The following is a 23,026-nucleotide window of genomic DNA, read 5'->3' as shown; positions in this document are numbered from 1 at the left end:
CCGCCGGAGGCATCCGCCACCGGCCACGGGCTCAGCCCTTCGGAGTCTCGCGCAGCCGCGCCTCGAGCCGGCGCAGCGCCAGCGACAGCGTGATGGTCATGGTCAGGTAGATCAGCGCCACGACGTTGTAGGTCTCGAAATAGCGGAAATTCCCCGCCGCCGTGACCTTGCCCAGCTGCGTCACGTCCAGCACCCCCAGCACCGAGACCAGCGAGCTGTCCTTGACCATGGCAACGAAATCATTGCCGAGCGGCGGCAGGATGGTGCGGATCGCCTGCGGCAGAACGATCAGCCGGAAGCGCTGGTAGCGCGAGAGCCCGAGCGCCTGCGCCGCCTCGACCTGGCCCTCGTCGACCGACAGGAGCCCGGCCCGGAACACCTCGGCGATGAAGGCGGAATAGCCGATGGTAAGCGCGAGGATCGCCCGCCAGACCATCGGGAAGTCCCGTGTCCGGGCAGGCTCCACCCCGAGCCATCCCAGCGCCCAGTTGCGCAGCTCGACCAGCGCCGGGGCCAGCACGAAGGCCACGTAGAGCAGCAGCACGAGCATCGGGATGCCGCGCACGATCTCGGTGTAGAACCGCGCCAGCTGCCGTGGCAGGCGGTGGTCCGAGAGCGACATCAGCGCCACGCCCATGCCCAGCGCCGAGGCCAGCGCGAAGCTCACCAGCGTCACGAAGACGGTGACCTGCACGCCCTTCGCCAGCGTCGCGAGGATCTGCGCCTGCAGCTCGTCCGCCAGCACCGCGCCGTAGCCCAGCGCCCCGAGCGCCAACACCGCCACCAGCCACCACGGGAAGTCGTTGTCGCGCTTGGGTGTCACGCCGGGAAGGCCTCTGCCCGAGCCCTCACTCGCCGAGCTTGTAGTCGAGGAACCACTTGGTGTTCAGCGCATCCAGCGTGCCGTCTGCCTGCAGCGCGGCGATGGCCGCGTTGATCGGCGCCACCAGCTCCGAGCCCTTGGGGAAGATGAAGCCGAAATCCTCGGTCCCCAGCTTGTCTCCGACGATCTTCAGCCCGCCGTCCGAGGCCGCCACGTAGCCCTCGCCCGCGGTGCCGTCGGTCAGGACGAGATCCACGTCGCCCACCCTGAGCGCCTGCACCCCGGCCCCGAAGGTCTCGAAAAGCCGGATGCGCGGGTTCGCCTCGTCGCCGTCGAGCACGTCGTAGACCCCCACGTAGAAGGGCGTCGTGCCGGGCTGCGCCGCCATCAGCAGGTCGTCGTCCGCGGCAAAGCTCGCGGCGTCGGTGAAGCGCTCCTCGTCGCCGCGCACCAGCATGACCATCTCGGAGCGCATGTAGGGGTCCGAGAAATCCACCACCTCGGCGCGGTCGTCGCGAATGGTGATGCCGGTCATGCCCATGTCGTACTGCCCCTCCGAGACCGCGGGGATCATCGCGTCCCACGAGGTCGTCTCGTAGACCACCGTCAGGTTCAGCCGCCCGGCGATCTCGGCCATGGCGTCGTATTCCCAGCCGATGGCGTCACCGCTCGAGGGATCGACGAACTGCAGCGGCGGATAGGCGTTTTCGGTCGCGACCACGATCTCGCGCCCGCCGAGATCCGGCAGCTCCTGCGCCGCGAGCGGGGCGGCGGTCAGCATAAGGGCGGCGACGGCGTGGAAGACAGGTTTCATGACGGGCAACTCCGGTGAGGTTCCGGGCCAGTATGGCAAGCCGCAGATCAAGCGCAAGCGCCGGGGCGCGGCGCTCAGCCGCCGCAGACCGGGCAGTCGGGACGGCGCTTCAGGGCGATCTTGCGGGTCTCGCCCCAGAGCGCGTCGTAGATCAGCATCTCGCCCAGCAGCGGCTGCCCGGCCCCGGCGATCAGCTTCACCGTCTCCACCGCCATCATCGCGCCCACGACCCCCGGCAGCGGCCCCAGCACCCCGGCCTCGGCGCAGGAGGGCGCAAGCCCCGGCGCCGGCGCCTCCGGGAAGAGGCACTGGTAGCAGGGCGTGCCATTCGCGGGGGCAAAGACCGAAAGCTGCCCCTCCCACTGGCTCAAAGCGCCCGAGACCAGCGGCTTGCCGGCCGCCACGGCGGCAGCGTTCGCGAGGTAGCGGGTGGTGAAGTTGTCGGTGCCGTCGAGGATCACGTCATACTCGGCGAAAAGCGCCTCCGCCGTCGGGGCGTCGAGTCGCCGGTGATACGGGCGCACCTCGACATAGGGGTTCTGCGCCTCCATCGCCTCCTTGGCCGAGAACACCTTGGGCATGCCGATCCGCGCGTCGCTGTGGATCACCTGCCGCTGCAGGTTGGCGTTCTCCACCACGTCGTCGTCGATGACGCCGATGGTGCCCACCCCCGCCGCGGCGAGATATTGCAGCGCCGGTGCGCCAAGCCCTCCGGCGCCGATCACCAGCACCCTGGCCTCTCGCAGGGCCTTCTGCCCCGGCCCGCCGAGTTCACGCAGGACGATGTGGCGGGCATAGCGCTCGAGCTCGGCACCCGAGAAGCCCGGCTTGCGCGCCGGCGCCGCCGGGGCTGCAGCCTCGGCGCGCGCCTCGGCCTGAGCATCCGCCCGAGCCTTCACCCGGCGCAGCACGAAGGCATAGGCCAGCGCGATGGCCGCGAAGCCGCCGAGGATCAGCCAGAATGCCTCGCTCTCGCCGGTCGCCTGCCGCAGCGGGTGGCCGTCCGGCAGCAAAAGATGCAGCGCCAGCACGGCGACGTAGAGCAGCGCCAGCATGTAGCCCCGCGCCGAGCGCGAGGCGCCCATGACCCAGCCCAGCCCCCAGATCGCCGCGGCAAGCGCCAGCACCACCAGCATCAGCCGATGCCCGTCGAGCCGAAGCCGCCCGTGCCGCGCACGGTCTCGGGCAGCTCCTCGACCACCTCGAACCCGGCCTGCACCACCGGCGCCGCCACCATCTGCGCGATGCGGTCGCCATGGGCGATGGTGAAGGGCGCGTCGCCCGCGTTCATCACGATGACGCCCAGCGGGCCGCGATAGTCGCTGTCGATGGTGCCCGGCGCGTTGGGCAGCGTGATGCCGTGCTTCAGGGCCAGCCCAGAGCGCGGGCGCAGCTGCACCTCCCAGCCCTCGGGGATCGCCAGCCGCAGGCCGGTGGACACCAGCGCCCGCTGCCCCGGTGCCAGCTCGATCCTGCCGCGATCGGCGAGGTTGGCCCGCAGATCGGCACCCGCCGCGCCCTCGGTCGCGTAGACCGGGAGGCCCAGCGACCTGTCCGCGCCCTCGTCCCATTGCACAGCGATGGAAACCATGTGCCCCTGCCCTTTCATCTTTCCGTGGATTTCTGACGTCACTCTGCCGCGGGCGCGCCCAGCGCCGCGGCGATGCGCTGCGCCAGCCGTTCGGCCACAGCGCGCTTGCCCATCCGTGGCCAGGCCTCGGATCCGTCGTCCGAGATCAGCACCACCGCGTTCTCGCTGCCGCCCATGATTCCCGTCGCGGGGCTCACGTCGTTGGCGAGGATCCAGTCGCAGCCCTTGCGCAACCGCTTCGCGGTGGCATGGGCCACCACGTCGTCGGTCTCGGCAGCGAATCCCACCACCAGACCCGGCCGCCCCTCGGGGAGTTGCGACACTTCGGCGAGGATGTCGGGATTCTCGGTGAACTCCAGCACCGGGAGCCGCCCCGCCTGTTTCTTGATCTTGCTGTCCGAGGCCGTCGCCACGCGCCAGTCCGCCACCGCCGCCGCGAAGACCGCCGCGTCGGCGGGCAGCGCGCCCAGCACCGCGGCGCGCATCTCGACCGCGCTCTCGACCTCGATGACCTCAACGCCCGCGGGCCGCGCCGCATCGGCGGGGCCGGTCACGAAGACCACCTCGGCCCCAAGATCGCGCAGCGCCGAGGCAATGGCCGTGCCCTGCGCGCCCGACGAGCGGTTGGCGATGTAGCGCACCGGGTCGATGGGCTCGTGCGTGGGGCCCGAGGTCACCACCACGCGGCGCCCGCGCAGCGGTCCGTCCGCCAGCGCCCGCTCGACCGCGGCGAGGATCTCGTGCGGCTCGGACATGCGCCCGGGCCCGAATTCACCGCAGGCCATGTCGCCGTCGTCCGGGCCCACCACCGTCACACCATCGCCCCTCAGCAGGCCGAGATTGCGCTGCGTCGCCGGGTGCTGCCACATGCGCACGTTCATCGCGGGGGCGATCATCACCGGCGTATCGGTGGCCAAAAGCAGCGTCGAGGCAAGATCCCCCGCGAGCCCCTGCGCCATCTTCGCCATCAGGTCCGCGGTCGCCGGCACCACCAGCACCAGGTCGGCCACGCGCGAGAGCTGGATGTGCCCCATCTCGGCCTCGCTGGTGAGATCGAAGAGCGCGCCGTGGACCTTCTCGCCCGCCAGCGCACCGACGGAGAGCGGCGTCACGAATTGCTCGGCGGCAGCGGTCATCACCGGCGTCACCGCCGCACCGCGCTCGCGCAGGCGCCGGATCAGCTCCAGCGCCTTGTAGGCGGCGATCCCGCCACCGATGATCAGAAGGATGCGTTTGCCCGACAGCATGTCGCCCGCCTTTCCCAACCCAAGCTGCCCTACTGTTACGGCGCGGGCCGGGAAGACTCAATTGGCTGGCGGCTTCTCGAAGGCCTTGCAGGGGTCGTCACGCTCGACCCCGGCGGTTTCCTCGACCTGATCGAAGGTGCCGTCCGGCCCCTCGGAGCCGGTCTCGCCCTGCCCCAATGCCGCAACGGTGACCTCGGGCGCCGCGCGCTTGAGCAGCGCAGGCGCCCCCCAGTCGGTGCGGGCATGGCCGTTGCCGGTGATCACCACCACGGGGCCTCCGTGCATCGACAGCGCCTCGAGCGCGGTCTCGGCCAGCCGCGCGTCGCGCAGGCGCTGGATGCCCACCATTGTGGGAAGCGTCTCGAGCGGCAGGCTGTCGCAATGGGCGGCCATCTGCATGGTCTCACGCATGGCCTGCTCTTCCGGGGGCAGCGGCTCGTCGAGGCCGTAGAAGCCCGCGCTCGGCCCGAACACCCGGTCGAGCGACTCGCCCGAGACCCGCCGCGCTTCCTCGCGCGGGAGCTGGGCGCCGAAGATCGCCGCCCCGGGGGCCGCGGTGAAGATCGGGAAATACATCGAAAACTCCGGCCAGCCGGAGTTTTCCCAGTCGAGCTTTTCGGCCAGTCCCGCCTCGTTCTCGAGATCTTCGGGATGGATCAGCGCCGACTGGTCGGTGGTCAGCATCTCGAAGACCAGCGCAACCGGCTTGAGCTCGGCGATCAGTTCGGCCTGCCGGGCATGATGAGCCGGGTTGTCGTGGACTTCGCCGAGGAAAATCACCTGGGCGTCGGAAAATTCGCCGTCGTCCGCCAGAACGGCGGACGCGGCGAAGCACGCTGCGAGGAGCGGTGCGATCAAGCTGGAATTGCGCATCATGCGAGGAAGTGTTGCACCTCGCGCGACTGCGCTTCAAGCGACTTCCGCATCTTGGCGAAGGCCGCGGCCTCGAGCTGCCGGACTCGCTCTTTCGAGAGGCCAAGTTCCTGCCCGAGGCTCTCGAGCGTGCGGGTCTCGTCGCGCAGCTTGCGCTCGCGCACGATGAAACGCTCGCGGTCGTTCAGCGCCGACATGGCAACCACCAGCCACTCGCGCAGCTGGGCATTGTCGAGTCGGCCTTCGACCACGCTGGAGCCCTGCTCGCCGTCATCCTCAAGCGTGTCGATCCACTCGCGCCCATCCTCGTCCGAGGACTGCGTCGCGTTGAGCGAGAAATCCGAGCCCGAGAGACGGCCTTCCATCATCTCGACATCCGAGAGCGGCACGCCGATCTCTTGGGCGATGGCGGCATGCAGCATGTGACGCTCGAGGGTCTTGCCCTCGGCGGCGGCCTCGCGCTCGAGCCGTGCCTGCACCCGGCGCATGTTGAAGAACAGGGATTTCTGCGAAGAGGTGGAGCCGGTGCGCACCATCGACCAGTTGCGCATCACGTAATCCTGGATGCTGGCCTTGATCCACCAGACCGCATAGGTCGAGAAGCGCACCCCCCGGTCGGGGTCGAACTTGTCGGCTGCCTTCATCAGGCCCAGCCCTGCCTCCTGCACGAGGTCGCCCATCGGCGCGCCGTAGCGCTTGAACTTCGACGCCATGGAGATCGCAAGGCGCATGTACGCGTTGATCAGACGATGCAGTGACGCCTCGTCGCGCTGGTCGCGCCAGGCGTAGGCAAGGCGCAGCTCGGTCTCGGCATCCAGCAGCTCGGCCTTCATGGCGCGGCGGGACAAGGTCTGGTCGTTGAAGGTCTCGGTGTTCATCGGCATTCCCCGTCGTCGTTGCTCAGGACGGCGTTTTCCGCCGTGTTTCGCGACCCCGTCCCGAACGGTGCCACATGATCTGAACGCCCCTAGTCCGGAAAAGGTTTCCGGCAACGGGCACTTTTTTGGGAACCTGCCCGCCGCGCATGACCCCCGCATGACGGAGGGTGATGCCCGACCCCACAAATCGGAATTTCCGCGGGCGCGAGATCCGCGCTAAATCTCTGGAAACACGCTGATCGAGGGAGCGGACGATGGGCGATTGCCTAATTCTCGGGGACTACACCTACTCCAGCTGGTCGCTGCGCGGATGGCTGCTCATGGAGCGCTTCGGCCTTCCCTTCTCGGTCCAGAACATCACCTTCCTTCACGGCCCCGTGGCCACGCAGGTTGCCAGGATCGCCCCTGCCCGGACCGTCCCGGCGCTTGTCACCGACGACGGAACGGTGATCTGGGACAGCCTGGCCATGGCCGAGGAACTGGCCAGCCGCCATCCCGAGGCCGGGCACTGGCCCTCGGATGCGGCGGCGCGCGCCACCGCCCGCAGCATGGCCGCCGAGATGCATTCGAGCTACGGCGCCCTGCGCGAGCAATGCCCGATGAACCTGCAGGCGGCCTACACGGGCTTCACGCCCTCGGAAGAGACCCTCGCCGATCTCGCCCGGATCGAGGCGCTCTGGGCCTTCGCCCGCGGGCGGTTCGGCGATGGCGGGCCGTGGCTCTTCGGGCGCTACAGCGCGGCGGACGCGTTCTTCGCCCCGGTCGCGGCGCGCATCGCGGGCTACGGACTCCCGGTGGGAGCCGCCGCGGCAGGTTACGTGGCCGAGCACCTCGCCGACCCGGCCTTCCGCCGCTGGCGCGCCATGGGCATTGCCCGGGGCGAGCACCTGCCGTGGTACGACCGCCCGCATGACAAGGGCGAGTGGCCCGGGCCTGCGCCGCGTCCCGCCCGCGCGGTCGAGACCGGCACGCCCGAGAACGCCGCCTGCCCCTATTCCGGCGAGCCGGTCACCGACCTGCTCGAGATGGACGGCCGCGTCTTCGGCTTCTGCAACCCCTTCTGCCGCGACATGACCATGGCCGACCCGACGTCCTGGCCCGCCTTCACCGCCCTTCTGTGAACGGAGGCCTGCCCGGCGCGGGCGGCACCGCCCCCCCTCCCCGCGCCGCCCGGTGTCGTTAACGATTGGCTAACCATCTGTCGCGCATCCTCCCGTGATGCCTGACGATGAGGTGGGAAGTGGTCGCGCATGCCTATACCGTGGCCTTCGAGGGGGTCGACGCGCGCCCGGTCGAGGTGCAATGCGCCGTGACTGCGGGCGTGCCCGGCTTTGCCATCGTGGGCCTGCCCGACAAGGCGGTCTCCGAAGCGCGCGAACGGGTGCGCGCAGCGCTCAGCAACATGTCGATCGCGATGCCCTCGAAGCGCATCACCGTGAACCTCTCGCCCGCCGACCTGCCCAAGGAGGGATCGCATTTCGACCTGCCGATCGCGCTGGGGCTGCTCGCCGCGCTCGAAATCCTGCCGGGGGATGAGATCGCGCGGACCATGGCGCTTGGCGAGCTGGCGCTCGACGGCACGCTGGTCGCCGTGCCCGGCGCCCTGCCCGCCGCGATGACCGCCGCCGAGACCGAGCGCACCCTGCTCTGCCCCCGCGACTCGGGGCCCGAGGCGGCCTGGGTCGGCGACTGCCGGGTGCTGGGCGCGCGGACCCTTGCCGACGTGGTGCGCCACTACACCGGCGACGCACCCATCGCGCCCTCCGAGCCCGGCGAGATCCCCGCCCCCGGCCAGCTGCGTGACCTGCGCGACGTGAAGGGGCAGGAACGGGCCAAGCGCGCGCTCGAGATCGCCGCCGCCGGACGCCACCACCTGATGCTGGTGGGAGAGCCGGGCTCGGGCAAGTCGATGCTCGCCGCGCGCCTGCCGGGGCTGCTGCCCCGGCTGAGCCCGCGCGAGGCGCTCGAGACCTCGATGATCCACTCCCTGGCGGGGCTGCTCTCCGAGGGCGGGATCTCGCGCCTGCGCCCCTTCCGCGAGCCGCATCACACCGCCTCCATGGCGGCGATCATCGGCGGCGGGCGCGGCGCCAGACCGGGCGAGGTCAGCCTCGCGCACAACGGCGTGCTGTTCCTCGACGAGTTCCCCGAGTTCCCGCGCGCCGTGCTCGAGACCCTGCGCCAGCCGGTCGAGACTGGGCAGGTCATGGTGTCGCGTGCCAACGCCCATGTCATGTATCCCTGCCGCTTTCTGCTGGTCGCTGCCGCCAACCCCTGCAAATGCGGTTATCTCACCGACGCGGGCCGGGCCTGCTCGCGCGCGCCGATCTGCGGCGAGGACTATCTCGGGCGCATCTCGGGGCCGCTGATGGACCGTTTCGACCTGCGCATCGAGGTCCCGCCCGTGGCCTTCCGCGACCTCGACCTGCCCGCCTCGGGCGACTATACCGCCACCGTCGCCGCGCGGGTCGGGGCGGCGCGCCTGCGGCAGGCCGCGCGCTTCGGGACCGATGCGGCGCTGCGCACCAATGCCGATGCCGAGGGGCGCGTGCTCGAAGAGATCGCCACGCCGGACAGCGAGAGCCGCGAGCTGCTGCTGCGCGCCGCCGACCGCTTCGGCCTGTCGGCGCGCGGCTATCACCGCGTGCTGCGGGTCGCCCGCACCATCGCCGACCTCGCGGACGAGGACACCATCCGCCGCCCCCATGTCGCCGAGGCGCTGAGCTACCGGCTGGTCTCGCCAAGGGACGCCTGAGCGAAGCGCGCCGCGGCGCGCAGCGTGGCGCGTGCCTCGGGGATCCAGCCGTCGAATACCGGCCAGGCATGCGGTGCGGACGGGTGGGTCCGGAGATCGACCCGCGCGCCCTGGGCCTCCAGCCGCGCCGCCATGCGAGTGGCGTCGTCGGCGAGGATCTCGGTTTCCGAGACATGGATCTGCACCGGCGGGCAGTCCGGGAACGCGGCATGGAGCGGCGAGAGCCGCGGGTCGCGCGGATCGGCGCCGGCGCAGACGATGCCCACGAGCTCGCCGATACGGTCGACCGGGAGGAACGGGTCGGCGTCACGGTTGCGCCCGAGGCTGGCACCGGTCATCGCGAGGTCTGTCCAGGGCGAGAAGGTCACCGCGCCGGCCGGGCGCTCGCCCCGCTGCAGGAGATGCGCAAGCAGCGCCAGCGCGAGGCCCCCGCCGGCGGAATCGCCCGCGAGCAGGATGCGGTTCGGCGCATGGCCCAGCATCCGGCAACGTTCCCATGCCACCGCCGCGGCCTCGAAGGCGGCGGGAAAGCGGGCCTCCTGCACCAGCGGATAGTCCGGCGCGCAGATCTCGAGCCCCGAGAGCAGCGACAGCCGCCCGATCATGCCCCGATGCGTCGCGGGGCTGCCGGCGATGTAGCCGCCGCCGTGGAAATAGAGGATCATCCGGTCCATCCGACAGGGTCCGGCGCTGATCCAGTGCAGCCCGCCGGGCCGCGCAATGTCGCGAAGGTAGGGAGGGGCCCGGAGCGCCAGCCGCGCCATCGTCTCGAACTGCGCGGCGGCCTCTTCGGGCCCGGAGGTGCGCGCCAGCCGCGGCTTCACGGCATGGCGCAGGAACAGGTTGAGGGCGGCGAGCCGCCGGCTCATCCGCGGCGGGCTTCGACCGCCTGCCAGATCTTCTCGGCCACGTTGATCCCGTCGAAGCGCTCGAGCTCCTGAATCCCGGTGGGCGAGGTCACGTTGATCTCGGTCAGCCAGTCGCCGATCACGTCGATGCCCACGAAGACCTGCCCCTTCTCGCGCAGGACGGGCCCGATGGTAGCGCAGATCTCGAGGTCGCGCGGGGTGAGCTCGACCTTCTCGGGGCGCCCGCCCACATGCATGTTAGACCGCACCTCGTTGGCGGCGGGCACGCGGTTGATCGCGCCGACCGGCTCGCCTTCGACCAGAATGACCCGCTTGTCGCCCTTGGTGACCGCCGGGAGGTATTTCTGCACGATCAGCGGCTCGCGCGAGAACCCGGTGAAGAGCTCGTAGAGCGAGCTCAGGTTGCGGTCGTTCTCGTCGAGGCGGAACACGCCCGCACCACCGTTGCCGTAAAGCGGCTTGAGGATAATGTCGCCATGCCGGGCCTTGAACTCGCGGATGGTCTCGAGGTCGCGGGCGACGGTCGTGGGCGGCGTCAGCTCGGGGAAGTTGAGGACGAGCAGCTTCTCGGGCGAGTTGCGCACCCAGAACGGGTCGTTCACCACCAGCGTCGCCGGGGCGAGCCGCTCGAGCAGGTGCGTGGTGGTGATGTAGTGCATGTCGAAGGGCGGGTCCTGCCGCAGCCAGACCACGTCGAACCCGGCGAGGTCGACCAGCTCCAGCGGCCCGAGCTGCGCGTGGTCGCCCTTGACCCGCTGCACCGTCAGCGCATGACCCCGCGCCATAATCCGCCCTTCCTGGAAGGAGAGGTGATCCGGCGTGTAGTAGAACAGCTCGTGCCCGCGCGCCTGCGCCTCTTCGGCGATCCGGAAGGTGCTGTCGGCATTGATGTCGATCGGACCGATCGGGTCCATCTGGAAGGCGATCTTCATGGGGTCTCCCGCGCTGGCTTTCGCCATACATGGCGCAGTGCCCGGCGAGAGGCAATGCCCGCTCAGGAGAGGAAGGCGTTCTCGAGCACCCGTATCATGCCATGCGCGTCCATCAGCGCCACATCGAAGCGCATGTCGGTCAGCGAGCCGCGCGGTTCCTGCCCGACGTATTCCTCGGCAGTTTTCATCAACCGGCGGATCTGGCGCGAGGACAGACGCTCGAGCGCACGATCAAAGCTGCGGCTCTTCTTGACCTCGACGAAGATGAGCCCGTCGCCATCGCGCAGAATGAGGTCGATCTCTCCGCTGCGACCGCGCCAGCGCTGCCCGGCGAGCCGATAGCCGCGCCGTTCGTAATCCTGCGCGATGCGCGCTTCGGCGGAGAGCCCGGCGAGGTGGCCGCAAGCACCGCGGGCGCGGCGGCGATCGAGCTCGGCATTGCCCGTGGCTGGCACATGCACAGGGGCCGCCCGGTCAGGCGCCGGGGCGGCCGAAGGGTCTGCCACCGGCAAGGGTGCGGAGAAGTCGAAGGCAAGTTGCAGACACATCGGCACCGTTCCCCGGGTCAGTTCGTCACGTCATCAGTTCCTCACGTCGGTCCGTCTGGTCAGTCTTCCGGGGCGGACCTGTCCCTGGCGAGCGCCATGGCGCGCTGATAGACCGGCCTGCGCTTGACACCGAACATCCCGGACACCGCATCGGCCGCATCGCGGACCGACATCGTCTCGAGCGCCTCGAGCAGGGACTGGTCTAAGTCAGACTCGTTAATTTTCTCGGAATCGCCCTTCTCGATCAGCACCACGATCTCGCCCTTGGGCGTGGCGTCGGCGTAGAAGGCGGCGAGCTCCTCGAGCGTACCGGTCCGGCATTCCTCGAAGCGCTTGGTGAGCTCCCGGCAGACCGCCGCCCGCCTCCCGGCGCCGAGCGTCTCCGCGGCGTCGGCCAGCATCTCGCCCACCCGCCGCGGCGACTCGTAGAAGGCCAGTGTCGCGGGCACCGCGCGCAACTCTTCCAATCCCTTGCGCCGGGCCGAGCGGGTGTTGGGCAGGAAGCCCCCGAACAGGAAACGGTCGGTCGGCAGCCCGGCGATGGTCAGCGCGGTGATCACCGCAGACGGCCCCGGCGCGGCGGTCACCGGCAGGCCCTCCTCGCGCGCGGCCCGCACCAGGTCGAAGCCCGGGTCCGAGATCATCGGCGTGCCCGCTTCGGAGGCGTAGGCGACGCTGCGGCCCACGGCCAGCGCCTCGAGCAGACGCGGGCGCATGCGGTCGCCGTTGTGGTCGTGGTAGGCGAGGCAGGGCCGGTCGCCCAGCGGCACGCCGTGGATCTCGAGCAGGCGGCGCAGGCTGCGGGTGTCCTCCGCCGCCAGCACCTCGGCGTCGCGCAGGATGTCGAGCGCACGCAAGGTGATGTCGCGCGCGTTACCGATCGGCACCGCGACCATGTAGAGGCCCGGCGCCAATCCGCCCTTTTCCGGATTCATTTCTGGACCCACCTTCCTGCTGGACTATGATCAGGCGCAAAGCCGCGCGGGAGCGAAACCCGCGCCGTCATGCGAGGGAGTTCCACCACCATGTTCGCCGTTTTGACCCGCGCCCGCAAGGCGCTCTGCACCGCTGCCGTCGTCGCAAGCGCCGGCCTGCTGGCAGCCTGCGACGTCCCAACGATGACCGATCTGGGCGGCGGGTCCGCCGGGCGCGGCGGTCCCGACATCGACCCCGGCGCCCCGGTCCGCGTGGCCCTGCTGGTGCCACAGAGCGATTCGGGGGCGGCGAGCATCGCCCGCGACCTCGAGAACGCCGCCCGTCTCGCCATCGCCGATCTCGACGGGGTCAACATCGAGCTCGCGGTCTATGACACCGCCGGTTCCGGGGCCACCGCCGCCGCGCAGGCCCAGCGCGCCGTCGACGAGGGCGCCAAGATCATCCTCGGACCGCTGCGCGGCGAGGTCGCCGTGGAGGCAAGCAAGGTGGTGGCCGACGAGGGCATCAATGTGCTCGCCTTCTCGAACAACCCCTCGATCGCCGGCGGCAACCTCTTCGTGCTCGGACCGACCTTCGAGAACACCGCCGACCGTCTGCTCGGCTACGCCCGGCGCCAGGGCCGCAACAAGGTCGCCATCATGCATTCGGACGACGTGCCCGGCCAGTTCGGCCGCAACGCCATCCAGCAGGCCGCGTCGCACAACGGCGTGAGCGTGGCGGCGGTGCAGTCCTACCCGCTCAGCGTCGACGGCGTGACCAACGCCGCGCAGGGCATGGCGCAAGTTGCCTCCAACGCCGGCGCGGATTCGGTCTTCATCACCACCGACGCCACCAACGCCGCGATGCCGCTGCTGCTGCAGGTGATGCCCGAGAACGGGCTCGACCCGTCGACCTACCAGTACATCGGCCTGACCCGCTGGGACGTGAAGCCCGAGCTCTTCAGCTACCCCGGTGCCGAGGGCGCGTGGTTCACCCTGCCGAACCAGTCCATGCAGCAGAACTTCTCGGCCCGCTACAGCGCCGCCTACGGTGCCGCGCCGCACCCGCTCGCCGGTCTCGCCTTCGACGGCATCGCCGCCGTCGGCGCGCTGGTGAAGCAGGGCCGCCGTGATGCGCTGACCGGCCGCGCCCTGACGCAATCGGCTGGTTTTCAGGGCACGGGGGGTGTATTCCGCCTGAAGAGTGACGGCACGAACCAGCGCGGGCTGGCGGTGGCCACGGTAAGAAACAACCAGATGGTGATCCTTGACCCTGCCCCCTCAAGCTTCTCCGGCGCAGGCTTCTGAAGACAGGACGCTTGACGCGATGCCGGAGGACCTGATTGCCCCGGCATCGCGCATCCTCGACCTCCCGGCCCTGCGCACGGCGCTGTTCGCCGCTGCCGACGAGGCCGAGACCGAAGCGCAGATCCGCGCCGCCACGGTGCGCATTCTCTCGCAGGCCCGCAGCGACGGGCGCGACGTCATCGAGCGGGCCTTCGAACAGCGCCCCCGTGCCGCCTTCCCCACCACCGAGGCCTATGCCTGGCTGACCGACGGCATCGTCCGGCTGGTCTACGAGGTGGCGACCCAACGCATCCATCCGCTGCGCAACCCGACCGAAGGCGAGCGCCTCACGCTGATGGCGGTGGGCGGCTATGGCCGCGGCGAGATGGCGCCCTATTCCGACGTCGACCTGCTGTTCCTGACGCCGTGGAAGATCACGCCGTGGGCCGAGAGTGTCATCGAGTCGATGCTCTACATCCTCTGGGACCTCAAGCTGAAAGTCGGCCACGCCTCGCGCACAGTGAGGGACTGCCTGCGTCTCGGCACCGAGGATTACACCATCCGCACGGCGATGCTCGAGACCCGGTTCATCATCGGCTACGAGCCGCTGGCGCGCGAGCTCGAGACCCGGCTCTGGAAGGAGCTCTTCAAGGGCACCGAGCGCGCCTTCGTGGCCGCCAAGCTCGAGGAGCGCGACAGCCGCCACCGCAAGCAGGGCCTGCGCTACGTGGTGGAGCCCAACGTCAAGGAGGGCAAGGGCGGGCTGCGCGACCTGCAGTCGCTTTACTGGATCACCAAGTACATCCACCGCACCGAGGACGCGCAGGAGCTGGTGCGCGTGGGCGTGTTCCGGCGCGAGGAATACCTGACCTTCATGCGCGCCGAGGAATTCCTCTGGGCGGTGCGCTGCCACCTGCATCTCGTCGCCGGGCGCGCCGTCGAGCAGCTGACCTTCGACATGCAGGTCGAGGTCGCCGACCGCATGGGCTATGTCGACCGGCCCGGTCGCCGCGCCGTCGAGTGGTTCATGCAGGACTACTTCCGCCACGCCACCGCCGTCGGTGACCTGACGCGGATCTTCCTGACCTCGCTCGAGGCCGAGCACCAGAAGGACGCGCCGCTGCTGATGCGGATGTTCAAGCGCGGCCCGCAGGTCAAGGACGGCTACGAGGTCGTGCACAACCGGCTCGCGATCTCGGACGACACCGCCTTCCTGTCGGACAAGCTCAACCTGCTGCGCTTCTTCGAGGAAGGCCTGCGCACCGGGCTGCTGCTGCACCCCTACGGCATGCGGCTGGTCAAGGCGAACCTGCACCTGATCGACGACGACATGCGCAACGACAAGGAAGCGCGGCGCATCTTTCTCGACCTGCTGCTCAAGCACGGCAACCCCGAGCGCTCGCTGCGGCGGATGAACGAGCTCGGCGTGCTGGCCGCCTTCATCCCCGAGTTCGAGCCCATCGTGGCGATGATGCAGTTCAACATGTATCACAGCTTCACGGTGGACGAGCACACCATCCAGTGCATCCGCAACCTGAGCGAACTCGAGCACGGCGATCTCGTCGAGGAACTGCCGGTCGCCTCGACCATCCTCAAGCAGGGCGTGAACCGCAAGACGCTCTACGTGGCGCTGCTGCTGCACGACATCGGCAAGGGCCGCGACGAGGACCACGCGGTGCTGGGCGCGCAGATCGCCCGCAAGGTGGCGCCGCGTCTGGGCCTGACCAAGACCGAATGCGCCACGGTGGAATGGCTGGTGCGCTACCACCTGCTGATGTCCGACATGGCGCAGAAGCGCGACATCGCCGACCCGCGCACGGTGCGCGACTTCGCCAAGGCGGTGCAGACCAAGGAACGGCTCGACCTGCTCACCGTGCTGACCGTCTGCGACATCCGCGGCGTGGGCCCGGGCGTCTGGAACAACTGGAAGGCCGCGCTGCTGCGCGGGCTCTACCGGCAAACCAGGCGCGCGCTCGAGGACGGCATGGAGGCGCTCAACCGCGAGAACCGCGGCGCCGAGGCCAAGAAGGCCCTTCGCGAGGCGCTCGCCGACTGGGATGCCAAGGACCTGCGGGTCGAGACCGGCCGCCATTACGAACCCTACTGGCAGGGGCTGCACCTCACTGCCCACGAGGTCTTTGCCCGTCTCCTGCGCGACATCCAGAGCGACGAGATCCGGATCGACATCCACCCCGACGAGGACCGCGACGCCACCCGCGTCTGCTTTGCCCTCTCGGATCATCCGGGCATCTTCTCGCGTCTCGCCGGGGCGCTGTCGCTGGTCGGTGCCAACGTCGTGGACGCGCGCACCTTCACCTCCAAGGACGGCTACGCCACCGCCGCCTTCTGGATCCAGGATGCCGACGGCTCGCCCTACGAGCAGAACCGCCTCGGCCGCCTGCGCGACATGATCCGCAAGACGCTCATGGGCGAGGTGAAGCCGCGCGAGGCAATCCTGTCCAAGGGCAAGATCAAGAAGCGCGAGCGTGCCTTCACCGTGCCGACCTCGATCACCTTCGACAACGAGGGGTCCGAGATCTACACGATCATCGAGGTGGACACCCGCGACCGGCCGGGGCTGCTCTACGACCTCACCCGGACGCTGGCGGAGACCAACGTCTACATCGCCAGCGCGGTCATCGCGACCTATGGCGAGCAGGTGGTCGATACCTTCTACGTGAAGGACATGTTCGGGCTGAAGTTCTACACTCCGTCCAAGCAGAAAACGCTCGAGAAACGCCTGCGCGCCGCCATGGAGGCGGGCGCCAAGCGCATCGCCCAGAACTGACCCCGGCGGGCCCGCCGTGACGCGGCGGGCTTGCATCTGCCGGCATCGGGCGGTCTGCTGCCGCCCGGGGGCGCTCCTACGGACACGCACCTAGGGACGCGCACAGGCAGGGGCGGAGCGCATGGCATTCACACTCAGACAGCTGCGGTACTTTCTCGCCGTCGCCGAAAGCGGCACGGTCTCGGGGGCCGCGCAGGCGCTGGCGATCTCGCAATCGGCGGTGACCGAGGCGATCCGCGAGCTCGAGGCCGATCTCGGCGTGCAGCTCTTCGAGCGCCACCCGCGCGGGCTCGACATCACCCAGAAGGGCCACCAGTTCCTGCGCCATGCGACCGGCATCCTCGGCAGCGTCTCGGACGCGCGGCTGTCGCTCTCCAAGGATCCCGACCGGCTCAGCGGCAAGCTGCACGTGGGCGTCACCTCGCTGGTGGCGGGCTACGTGCTCTCGGACATCCTCTCGCGCTTCCGACGCGCCAACCCCGGCGTCGAGGTGACCGCGCTCGAGGACAGCGGCGAGTATCTCGAGCACCTGCTGATCGGCGGCGAGCTCGACGCGGCAGTGATGGTGACCACCAACATGCGCGACCGCATGGCGCTGCAGACCGAGATCATCGACACCTCGCCCTACCAGCTCTGGCTGCCCAACGGCCACGAGCTGTCGACCCGCACTTCGGTCTCCATCGAGGACCTCGTGGACGAACCGATCATCATGCTGCGCGTGGACGAGATCGAGGAGGCCACCCGCAGGCTGCTCTCGGCCTTTGGCGCCCGCCCGAGGGTGGCGTTCCGCACCCGCTCGGTCGAGGCGGTGCGTTCGCTCGTGGCGACCGGCGCAGGAATCGCCATCCTGCCGGAACTGGTCTACCGCCGCTGGTCGCTGGAAGGCGACCGCATCGTGTCGCGCGACGTGTCGGGAAGCCTGCCGGTTGTGCAGGTGGGGGTGGTCTGGCGCAAGGGCGCGCCGCTCTCGCCCGCCACCCGGGAATTCATCCGCTCGGCGCAAACCTACAAGAACGTTCGATAATCCGACGCCAACGCGGCGTTGCAGAAGCGGTATCGGAAATTCCGATACGGGCAACCTGACAATTGAATTTGTGAAATCGGATTTCTCTACCCACGCTTGCTGCAAGGGAGCACGGACTCCCGCTGCAACAGGGAACGCAAGATGAAAAAGATCTTCCACGGCTGCGTGTCGGGCCTCGCGCTCGTTGCCGCCACCAGCCTTCCGCTGTCCGCCCAGGAGATGCTCACCGAGCTTGGCGAGGGCGAGGGCTCGGTCTCCATCGTCGCCTGGCCGGGCTACATCGAGCGCGGCGAGACCGACCCCGCGTTCGACTGGGTGACCAAGTTCGAGGAAGAGACCGGCTGCATGGTCGAGGTCAAGACCGCCAACACCTCGGACGAGATGGTGGCGCTGATGAACGAGGGCGGCTTCGACCTCGTGACCGCGTCGGGCGACGCCTCGCTGCGGCTGATCGCAGGAAAACGCCTGCAGCCCGTCAACGTGGACCTGATCCCGTCGTGGTCCAGGGTCGACGACCGGCTCAAGGACGCGCCCTGGCACACCGTCGACGGCACCCATTACGGCACGCCCTTCATGTGGGGCCCGAACGTGCTGATGTACAACACCGAGGTCTTCCCCGAGGCGCCGACGAGCTGGTCGGTGGTCTTTGAGCCAATGACCCTGCAGGACGGCGAGAGCAACGAGGGTCGGGTGCAGGCCTATGACGGCCCGATCTACGTGGCCGACGCCGCCATGTACCTGATGGCGCACCAGCCCGATCTCGGCATCACCTCGCCCTACGAGCTGAACGACGCGCAATATGCCGCCGCGCTCGACCTGCTGCGCACCCAGCGCACGCTGGTCTCGCGCTACTGGCACGACGCCTTCATCCAGATCGACGATTTCAAGAATGAGGGCGTCGTGGCCTCGTCCTCGTGGCCGTTCCAGGTCAACCTGCTCAAGGCCGACGGCGCCCCCGTGGCCTCGACCATCCCCGAGGAAGGCGCCACCGGCTGGGCCGACACGCTGATGCTGCACGCCGACAGCGAGCACCCGAGCTGCGCCTACAAGTTCATGGAGCACTCGCTCTCGTCCAACCTGCAATCCGACCTCTCGGTCTGGTTCGGCGCAGTGCCCTCGGTCCCCGAAGCCTGCACCGACGGTTCCGGAATGCAGACCGCCGAGGGCTGCTCTGCCAACGGGCTCGACGATTTCGAGAAGATCGCCTTCTGGCGCACCCCGGTGTCGCAATGCGAGAGCCAGGGCAGCTGCGTGCCCTACTACCGCTGGGTGTCCGACTACATCGGCGTGATCGGCGGGCGCTGATCACGACCTGACCGAGGCGCGCCGGCCCACCCGGTGCGCCTCCCCCTCTCTCTTCCCTCGAAAGACTGACCTGATGGATGCTGTAACCTTCCGGGGCGTGTCGCGCCATTTCGGACCGGTGAAGGCCGTGGACGAGGTCGACCTCGCCATTCGCGACGGCGAGTTCTTCGCCATGCTGGGGCCCTCGGGCTCGGGCAAGACCACCTGCCTGCGCCTCGTGGCGGGCTTCGAACAGCCCACCGCCGGGCATATCGAGATCTTCGGCGAACGCGCCGAGGGCGTGCCGCCCTACCTGCGCAACGTCAACACCGTGTTCCAGAGCTACGCGCTCTTCCCGCACATGAACGTGCTCGACAACGTGGGCTTCGGGCTGCGGGTCAGGGGCGTCGGCCGCGCCGAGCGTCACCGCGCCGCCCGCGAGGCGCTCGAGCTGGTCGAACTCGGAGGATACGGCGACCGCCGCGCCGGCGAGCTTTCGGGCGGCCAGCGGCAGCGCGTGGCGCTGGCCCGCGCACTGGTCAACAAGCCCCGCGTGCTGCTGCTCGACGAGCCGCTTGGGGCGCTCGACCTCAAGCTGCGCGAGCAGATGCAGGAAGAGCTGCGGACCCTGCAGCGCAGCCTCGGGCTCACCTTCGTCTTCGTCACCCATGACCAGGACGAGGCGCTGTCGATGGCCGACCGTGTGGCGGTCTTCGCCGAGGGCCGCGTGCAGCAGATCGGCACGCCGGAAGAGATCTACCGCCGCCCCGCCTCGCGCTTCGTGGCGGATTTCGTCGGCTCCTCGAACGTCATTCCCGCCGATGTCGCGGGCGTCGGCCCGGCCGGCCAGTGGGCAAGCCTGCGCCCCGAGGACATCGTGCTCGACCCCGCGGGCCGCCCCGCCACCGTCACCGCCCGTGCCTTCCATGGCCGTTACACCCGGCTTGCGCTGGATCTCGACGGCCAGCCCCTGACGGCGCTGGTGCCGCCCCATGCCGAGGCCCCCGAGCCCGGGACCACCGCCCGCGTCTCGTGGGATGCCGCCCGCGCCCACCTGCTGGGGGCCGCATGACGCAGGCCGCCCCCCTTTCCGCCACCGCCCGCGATCCGGCGCCCGCGATCTTCGCGCCGCGCGGCGGGCTGCTGCCGCGCCTCGTGGACTGGATCCTGCGCCACCCGCGGGTGTTCGTCTTCCTCATGGTGCTGCCGATCACGCTCTGGCTCGGGCTCGTCTACGTAGGCTCACTGATCGCCCTGCTGATCCAGAGCTTCTTCTCGATCGACGAGTTCTCGGGCCTCGTGGTGCGCGAGTTCACCCTCAAGACCTACGGCGAGCTGCTGCGGCCCTACAATTTCGACATCATCCTGCGCACCGTGCTGATGGCGGCCTCGGTGACGGTGGCGAGCGCCATCCTCGCCTTCCCCATTGCCTATTTCGCCGCCCGCTACGCCCGGGGCCGCTGGAAGGCAGTGTTCTACCTCGGGATCATGCTGCCGCTGTGGTCGAGCTACCTCGTCAAGGTCTACGCGTGGAAGCTGGTGCTCGCCAAGGAGGGCATCCTGACCTGGCTCTTCGCCAAGCTGCACCTGACATGGCTGCTCGAGGCGGTGCTGGCGGTGCCGGTCATCGGGGGCAACTCGCTCTCGGTCAGCTACCTCGGCACCTTCATCGTCTTCACCTACATCTGGCTGCCCTACATGATCCTGCCAGTGCAGGCCTCGCTCGAGCGCGTGCCCGCGACGCTGACCGAGGCGGCGGCAGATCTCGGTGCCACGCCGCGGCAGAACTTCCGGCTGGTGATCCTGCCGCTGGCGCTGCCGGGGGTGGTCGCGGGCTCGATCTTCACCTTCTCGCTGACGCTGGGCGACTACATCATCCCGCAGATCATCGGTTCGTCGCGGCTCTTCATCGGGCAGGCGGTCTACACACAGCAGGGCACCGCCGGGAACATCCCGCTGGCGGCCGCCTTCACCGTGGTGCCCATCGTCATCATGGGGATCTACCTCTGGGCCGCGCGCCGCATGGGGGCCTTCGATGCACTCTGACGCCTGCGCCCCCCTCGCCCTGCGCCTCGCGGCCTTCGGCGGCCTGATCTTCCTGCTGGCCCCCATCGCGCTGATCTTCGTCTACGCCTTCACCACCGAGGAAACGAGCTACCAGTGGCCGCCGCCCGGGCTCACCACCAAGTGGCTTGCCGTCACCGTGGGCCGCCCCGATGTCTGGCAGGCGCTTGGCCTGTCGCTCAAGGTCGCGGCGATCTCGACGACCATCGCGCTGGTGCTGGGTACGCTCACCGCCGCCGCCGTGTCCCGGTCGCGGTTCTTCGGACGCGAGACCATCTCGCTTCTGGTGATCCTGCCGATCGCCCTGCCCGGGATCATCACCGGCATCTCGCTGCGCTCGGCCTTCTCGCTGCTGGAGATCCCCTTCAGCACATGGACCATCGTGCTGGGCCACGCGACCTTCTGCATCGTCATCGTCTACAACAACGCCGTGGCGCGGTTCCGCCGCACCTCGGGGGCGCTGATCGACGCGGCGATGGATCTCGGCGCCGACGGGCTGCAGACCTTCACGCTGGTGATCCTGCCCAACATCGGCACTGCGCTGCTGGCGGGCGGTATGCTCGCCTTTGCGCTGAGTTTCGACGAGGTCATCGTGACCACCTTCACCGCCGGCCAGCAGACCACGCTGCCGATCTGGATGCTCGAGGAACTGGTGCGCCCGCGCCAGCGGCCGGTCACCAACGTGGTGGCGATGGCGGTGGTGCTGGTCACCTTCCTGCCGATCCTCGCGGCCTACTACCTGACCCGCGACGGCGAACACACCGCCGGCGCCGAGAAATGACCCCTCAACGAGAACAGACAGGGAGAACACCCATGGACACCCAGATGCTGATCGGCGCGCAGCGCGTCCTTGGCGCCGAGACCGAGGAGCAGATCCTCAACCCCCGCACCGGAGAGGTCATCTGCACCCTGCCCGAGGCCTCGCTGGCGCAGGTCGAGGAGGCGGTCGCCGCCGCAGACAAGGCCTTTGCGAAATGGTCCCGCACCACCCCCGCCGAGCGTTCGGGCTACCTGTTGAAGATCGCCGACCGCATCGAGGCCGAGGCCGAGGAGTTCGCCCGGCTCGAGGCGCTCAACTGTGGCAAGCCCGGCCCGCTGGCGCTGGGAGACGAGCTGCCCGCCATCGTCGACTGCTTCCGCTTCTTCGCCGGCGCCGTGCGATGCATGACCGGGCCGGTGGCCGGCGAGTATCTCGAGGGCTTCACCTCGATGATCCGCCGCGACCCCATCGGCGTGGTGGCCTCGATCGCGCCGTGGAATTACCCGCTGATGATGATGGCGTGGAAGATCGCCCCCGCCATCGGCGCCGGCAACACGGTGGTCTTCAAGCCGTCCGAGCAGACGCCGCTGACCGCGCTCAAAATCGCCGGGATCTTCGCCGAGGTGCTGCCCGAGGGCGTGGTCAACATCATCCTCGGCCGGGGCGAGACCGTGGGCTCGGCGCTGATCCACCACCCGAAGGTGGCGATGATCTCGCTCACCGGCGACATCGCCACCGGGCGCAAGATCCTCGAGGCGGCCAACAAGACCATCAAGCGCACCCATCTCGAACTCGGCGGCAAGGCCCCGGTCATCGTCTTCGACGACGCCGACATCGCGGGCACGGTCGAGGGGCTGCGGGCCTTCGGCTTTTACAACGCCGGGCAGGATTGCACCGCCGCCTGCCGGATCTACGCCCATGCCTCTGTCTACGACAATTTCGTCGCCGACCTCACCGATGCGGTGTCAACCATCACCTACAATGACGCCGACGACGACAAGAACGAGATCGGCCCGCTGATCTCGCAGCGCCAGCGCGACCGGGTGGCGAGCTTCGTGGCCCGCGCCCGCGAGGCCAACCACATCGAGGTCACCACCGGCGGCGCGAGTCCCGAGGGCGGCGGCTTCTACTACACGCCCACCGTCGTGGCCGGCGCCCTGCAGAGCGACGAGATCGTGCGGCGCGAGGTCTTCGGCCCGGTGGTGTCGGTCACCCGGTTCTCGGACCCCGACGAGGCGATCACATGGGCCAACGACAGCGAATACGGGCTGGCCTCGTCGGTCTGGACCAAGGACATCTCGAAGGGGATGCAGGTGGCTTCGCGGCTGCAATACGGCTGCACCTGGGTGAACACCCACTTCATGCTGACCAACGAGATGCCCCATGGCGGCATGAAGCAGTCGGGCTACGGCAAGGACATGTCCTCCTACGCGCTCGAAGACTATTCGGTGGTGCGCCACGTCATGGTCGCGCACTGACCGATGACCGCCTCGGGGCCCGGCAGATGCGCGGCCGGGCCCCTTTATGCGGGTGCGCGGAACGGCGTCGTGATGGCGGCTACATGAATGAACCTCA

21 protein-coding genes are annotated in these 23,026 nt (G+C 69.2%); 10 read left to right on the top strand and 11 right to left on the bottom strand.

What is annotated here, in order from left to right; genetic code table 11:
- Positions 1-31: 31 nt before the first annotated feature.
- From BLQ77_RS23595 to BLQ77_RS23565, 7 genes are all read right to left on the bottom strand, one after another.
- Positions 32-823 carry an amino acid ABC transporter permease gene (locus tag BLQ77_RS23595; RefSeq protein WP_089963273.1) on the bottom strand — a complete coding sequence of 264 codons (792 nt, stop codon included), beginning with the start codon at positions 821-823 and terminating at the stop codon, positions 32-34.
- 25 nt (positions 824-848) lie between these two features.
- Complete coding sequence (locus BLQ77_RS23590) at positions 849-1,637, bottom strand: transporter substrate-binding domain-containing protein (RefSeq protein WP_089963271.1); 789 nt, start codon at positions 1,635-1,637, stop codon at positions 849-851.
- A 74-nt stretch (positions 1,638-1,711) separates the two neighbouring features.
- Positions 1,712-2,773, bottom strand: coding sequence for a HesA/MoeB/ThiF family protein (locus BLQ77_RS23585; protein WP_089963270.1), 1,062 nt, complete (start codon positions 2,771-2,773; stop codon positions 1,712-1,714).
- Positions 2,773-3,228, bottom strand: a complete 456-nt coding sequence (gene dut / locus BLQ77_RS23580; RefSeq protein WP_089963268.1) for a dUTP diphosphatase — start codon at positions 3,226-3,228, stop codon at positions 2,773-2,775. Before dut ends, BLQ77_RS23585 begins: the two co-directional genes overlap by 1 nt.
- Before the next feature lie 38 nt (positions 3,229-3,266).
- Complete coding sequence (gene coaBC, locus BLQ77_RS23575) at positions 3,267-4,475, bottom strand: bifunctional phosphopantothenoylcysteine decarboxylase/phosphopantothenate--cysteine ligase CoaBC (RefSeq protein ID WP_089963266.1); 1,209 nt, start codon at positions 4,473-4,475, stop codon at positions 3,267-3,269.
- A gap of 57 nt (positions 4,476-4,532) precedes the next feature.
- Positions 4,533-5,351: a ChaN family lipoprotein gene (locus BLQ77_RS23570; RefSeq protein WP_089963265.1), complete on the bottom strand. Its 819-nt coding sequence runs from the start codon at positions 5,349-5,351 to the stop codon at positions 4,533-4,535.
- Positions 5,348-6,226, bottom strand: a complete 879-nt coding sequence (locus BLQ77_RS23565) for an RNA polymerase factor sigma-32 (protein ID WP_008883446.1) — start codon at positions 6,224-6,226, stop codon at positions 5,348-5,350. The genes BLQ77_RS23570 and BLQ77_RS23565 overlap by 4 nt, the downstream gene beginning before the upstream one ends.
- A 254-nt stretch (positions 6,227-6,480) precedes the next feature.
- Here BLQ77_RS23565 and BLQ77_RS23560 point away from each other — a divergent pair, with 254 nt between their 5' ends.
- Complete coding sequence (locus BLQ77_RS23560; protein ID WP_089963263.1) at positions 6,481-7,347, top strand: glutathione S-transferase family protein; 867 nt, start codon at positions 6,481-6,483, stop codon at positions 7,345-7,347.
- 119 nt (positions 7,348-7,466) lie between these two features.
- Complete coding sequence (locus BLQ77_RS23555) at positions 7,467-8,981, top strand: YifB family Mg chelatase-like AAA ATPase (RefSeq protein WP_089963261.1); 1,515 nt, start codon at positions 7,467-7,469, stop codon at positions 8,979-8,981.
- On the opposite strand, the gene BLQ77_RS23550 is transcribed toward BLQ77_RS23555, so the two are convergent.
- The 4 genes from BLQ77_RS23550 to rsmI all read right to left on the bottom strand — a co-directional run bounded on the left by BLQ77_RS23550 (position 8,951) and on the right by rsmI (position 12,265).
- Positions 8,951-9,850 carry an alpha/beta hydrolase fold domain-containing protein gene (locus BLQ77_RS23550; RefSeq protein WP_089963259.1) on the bottom strand — a complete coding sequence of 300 codons (900 nt, stop codon included), beginning with the start codon at positions 9,848-9,850 and terminating at the stop codon, positions 8,951-8,953. The genes BLQ77_RS23555 and BLQ77_RS23550 overlap by 31 nt on opposite strands.
- Positions 9,847-10,782: a glutathione synthase gene (gene gshB, locus BLQ77_RS23545; protein ID WP_089963257.1), complete on the bottom strand. Its 936-nt coding sequence runs from the start codon at positions 10,780-10,782 to the stop codon at positions 9,847-9,849. Before gshB ends, BLQ77_RS23550 begins: the two co-directional genes overlap by 4 nt.
- Positions 10,783-10,844: 62 nt before the next feature.
- Positions 10,845-11,330, bottom strand: a complete 486-nt coding sequence (locus tag BLQ77_RS23540) for a YraN family protein (protein ID WP_311135905.1) — start codon at positions 11,328-11,330, stop codon at positions 10,845-10,847.
- Positions 11,331-11,389: 59 nt separating this feature from the next.
- On the bottom strand, positions 11,390-12,265 hold the full coding sequence (rsmI, locus tag BLQ77_RS23535) for a 16S rRNA (cytidine(1402)-2'-O)-methyltransferase (protein WP_089963255.1): 876 nt from the start codon (positions 12,263-12,265) through the stop codon (positions 11,390-11,392).
- A gap of 90 nt (positions 12,266-12,355) precedes the next feature.
- Here rsmI and BLQ77_RS23530 point away from each other — a divergent pair, with 90 nt between their 5' ends.
- The 8 genes from BLQ77_RS23530 (at position 12,356) to BLQ77_RS23495 (ending at position 22,929) form a co-directional block, all read left to right on the top strand.
- Positions 12,356-13,552: a penicillin-binding protein activator gene (locus tag BLQ77_RS23530; RefSeq protein WP_089963254.1), complete on the top strand. Its 1,197-nt coding sequence runs from the start codon at positions 12,356-12,358 to the stop codon at positions 13,550-13,552.
- A gap of 19 nt (positions 13,553-13,571) precedes the next feature.
- Complete coding sequence (locus BLQ77_RS23525) at positions 13,572-16,319, top strand: [protein-PII] uridylyltransferase (protein WP_008883284.1); 2,748 nt, start codon at positions 13,572-13,574, stop codon at positions 16,317-16,319.
- Between the two features lie 121 nt (positions 16,320-16,440).
- Positions 16,441-17,343, top strand: coding sequence for a LysR family transcriptional regulator (locus BLQ77_RS23520; protein ID WP_089963252.1), 903 nt, complete (start codon positions 16,441-16,443; stop codon positions 17,341-17,343).
- A 141-nt stretch (positions 17,344-17,484) separates the two neighbouring features.
- Positions 17,485-18,648, top strand: coding sequence for an ABC transporter substrate-binding protein (locus BLQ77_RS23515; RefSeq protein WP_089963250.1), 1,164 nt, complete (start codon positions 17,485-17,487; stop codon positions 18,646-18,648).
- Positions 18,649-18,721: 73 nt separating this feature from the next.
- Positions 18,722-19,699, top strand: coding sequence for an ABC transporter ATP-binding protein (locus BLQ77_RS23510; RefSeq protein WP_175583463.1), 978 nt, complete (start codon positions 18,722-18,724; stop codon positions 19,697-19,699).
- The gene (locus tag BLQ77_RS23505; RefSeq protein ID WP_207545883.1) at positions 19,696-20,673 is read left to right on the top strand and encodes an ABC transporter permease; all 978 of its coding nucleotides are present in this window, start codon (positions 19,696-19,698) and stop codon (positions 20,671-20,673) included. Before BLQ77_RS23510 ends, BLQ77_RS23505 begins: the two co-directional genes overlap by 4 nt.
- Positions 20,663-21,472 carry an ABC transporter permease gene (locus tag BLQ77_RS23500; protein WP_089963246.1) on the top strand — a complete coding sequence of 270 codons (810 nt, stop codon included), beginning with the start codon at positions 20,663-20,665 and terminating at the stop codon, positions 21,470-21,472. The genes BLQ77_RS23505 and BLQ77_RS23500 overlap by 11 nt, the downstream gene beginning before the upstream one ends.
- Before the next feature lie 32 nt (positions 21,473-21,504).
- Complete coding sequence (locus tag BLQ77_RS23495; protein ID WP_089963244.1) at positions 21,505-22,929, top strand: gamma-aminobutyraldehyde dehydrogenase; 1,425 nt, start codon at positions 21,505-21,507, stop codon at positions 22,927-22,929.
- Positions 22,930-23,026 lie beyond the last annotated feature (97 nt).

The sequence above is a fragment of the Salipiger thiooxidans genome (assembly GCF_900102075.1).
In the GTDB taxonomy this organism is placed as follows: domain Bacteria; phylum Pseudomonadota; class Alphaproteobacteria; order Rhodobacterales; family Rhodobacteraceae; genus Salipiger; species Salipiger thiooxidans.
This window is presented reverse-complemented; position numbering and strand designations above follow the sequence as displayed.

Coding starts and splice junctions, on each gene's coding strand:
- BLQ77_RS23590 (WP_089963271.1), bottom strand. CDS start 1,637: ATGAAACCTGTCTTCCACGCCGTCGCCGCCCTTATGCTGACCGCCGCC.
- BLQ77_RS23585 (WP_089963270.1), bottom strand. CDS start 2,773: ATGCTGGTGGTGCTGGCGCTTGCCGCGGCGATCTGGGGGCTGGGCTGG.
- dut (WP_089963268.1), bottom strand. CDS start 3,228: ATGGTTTCCATCGCTGTGCAATGGGACGAGGGCGCGGACAGGTCGCTG.
- coaBC (WP_089963266.1), bottom strand. CDS start 4,475: ATGCTGTCGGGCAAACGCATCCTTCTGATCATCGGTGGCGGGATCGCC.
- BLQ77_RS23570 (WP_089963265.1), bottom strand. CDS start 5,351: ATGATGCGCAATTCCAGCTTGATCGCACCGCTCCTCGCAGCGTGCTTC.
- BLQ77_RS23565 (WP_008883446.1), bottom strand. CDS start 6,226: ATGAACACCGAGACCTTCAACGACCAGACCTTGTCCCGCCGCGCCATG.
- BLQ77_RS23560 (WP_089963263.1), top strand. CDS start 6,481: ATGGGCGATTGCCTAATTCTCGGGGACTACACCTACTCCAGCTGGTCG.
- BLQ77_RS23550 (WP_089963259.1), bottom strand. CDS start 9,850: ATGAGCCGGCGGCTCGCCGCCCTCAACCTGTTCCTGCGCCATGCCGTG.
- gshB (WP_089963257.1), bottom strand. CDS start 10,782: ATGAAGATCGCCTTCCAGATGGACCCGATCGGTCCGATCGACATCAAT.
- BLQ77_RS23540 (WP_311135905.1), bottom strand. CDS start 11,330: ATGTGTCTGCAACTTGCCTTCGACTTCTCCGCACCCTTGCCGGTGGCA.
- rsmI (WP_089963255.1), bottom strand. CDS start 12,265: ATGAATCCGGAAAAGGGCGGATTGGCGCCGGGCCTCTACATGGTCGCG.
- BLQ77_RS23530 (WP_089963254.1), top strand. CDS start 12,356: ATGTTCGCCGTTTTGACCCGCGCCCGCAAGGCGCTCTGCACCGCTGCC.
- BLQ77_RS23525 (WP_008883284.1), top strand. CDS start 13,572: ATGCCGGAGGACCTGATTGCCCCGGCATCGCGCATCCTCGACCTCCCG.
- BLQ77_RS23520 (WP_089963252.1), top strand. CDS start 16,441: ATGGCATTCACACTCAGACAGCTGCGGTACTTTCTCGCCGTCGCCGAA.
- BLQ77_RS23515 (WP_089963250.1), top strand. CDS start 17,485: ATGAAAAAGATCTTCCACGGCTGCGTGTCGGGCCTCGCGCTCGTTGCC.
- BLQ77_RS23510 (WP_175583463.1), top strand. CDS start 18,722: ATGGATGCTGTAACCTTCCGGGGCGTGTCGCGCCATTTCGGACCGGTG.
- BLQ77_RS23505 (WP_207545883.1), top strand. CDS start 19,696: ATGACGCAGGCCGCCCCCCTTTCCGCCACCGCCCGCGATCCGGCGCCC.
- BLQ77_RS23500 (WP_089963246.1), top strand. CDS start 20,663: ATGCACTCTGACGCCTGCGCCCCCCTCGCCCTGCGCCTCGCGGCCTTC.
- BLQ77_RS23495 (WP_089963244.1), top strand. CDS start 21,505: ATGGACACCCAGATGCTGATCGGCGCGCAGCGCGTCCTTGGCGCCGAG.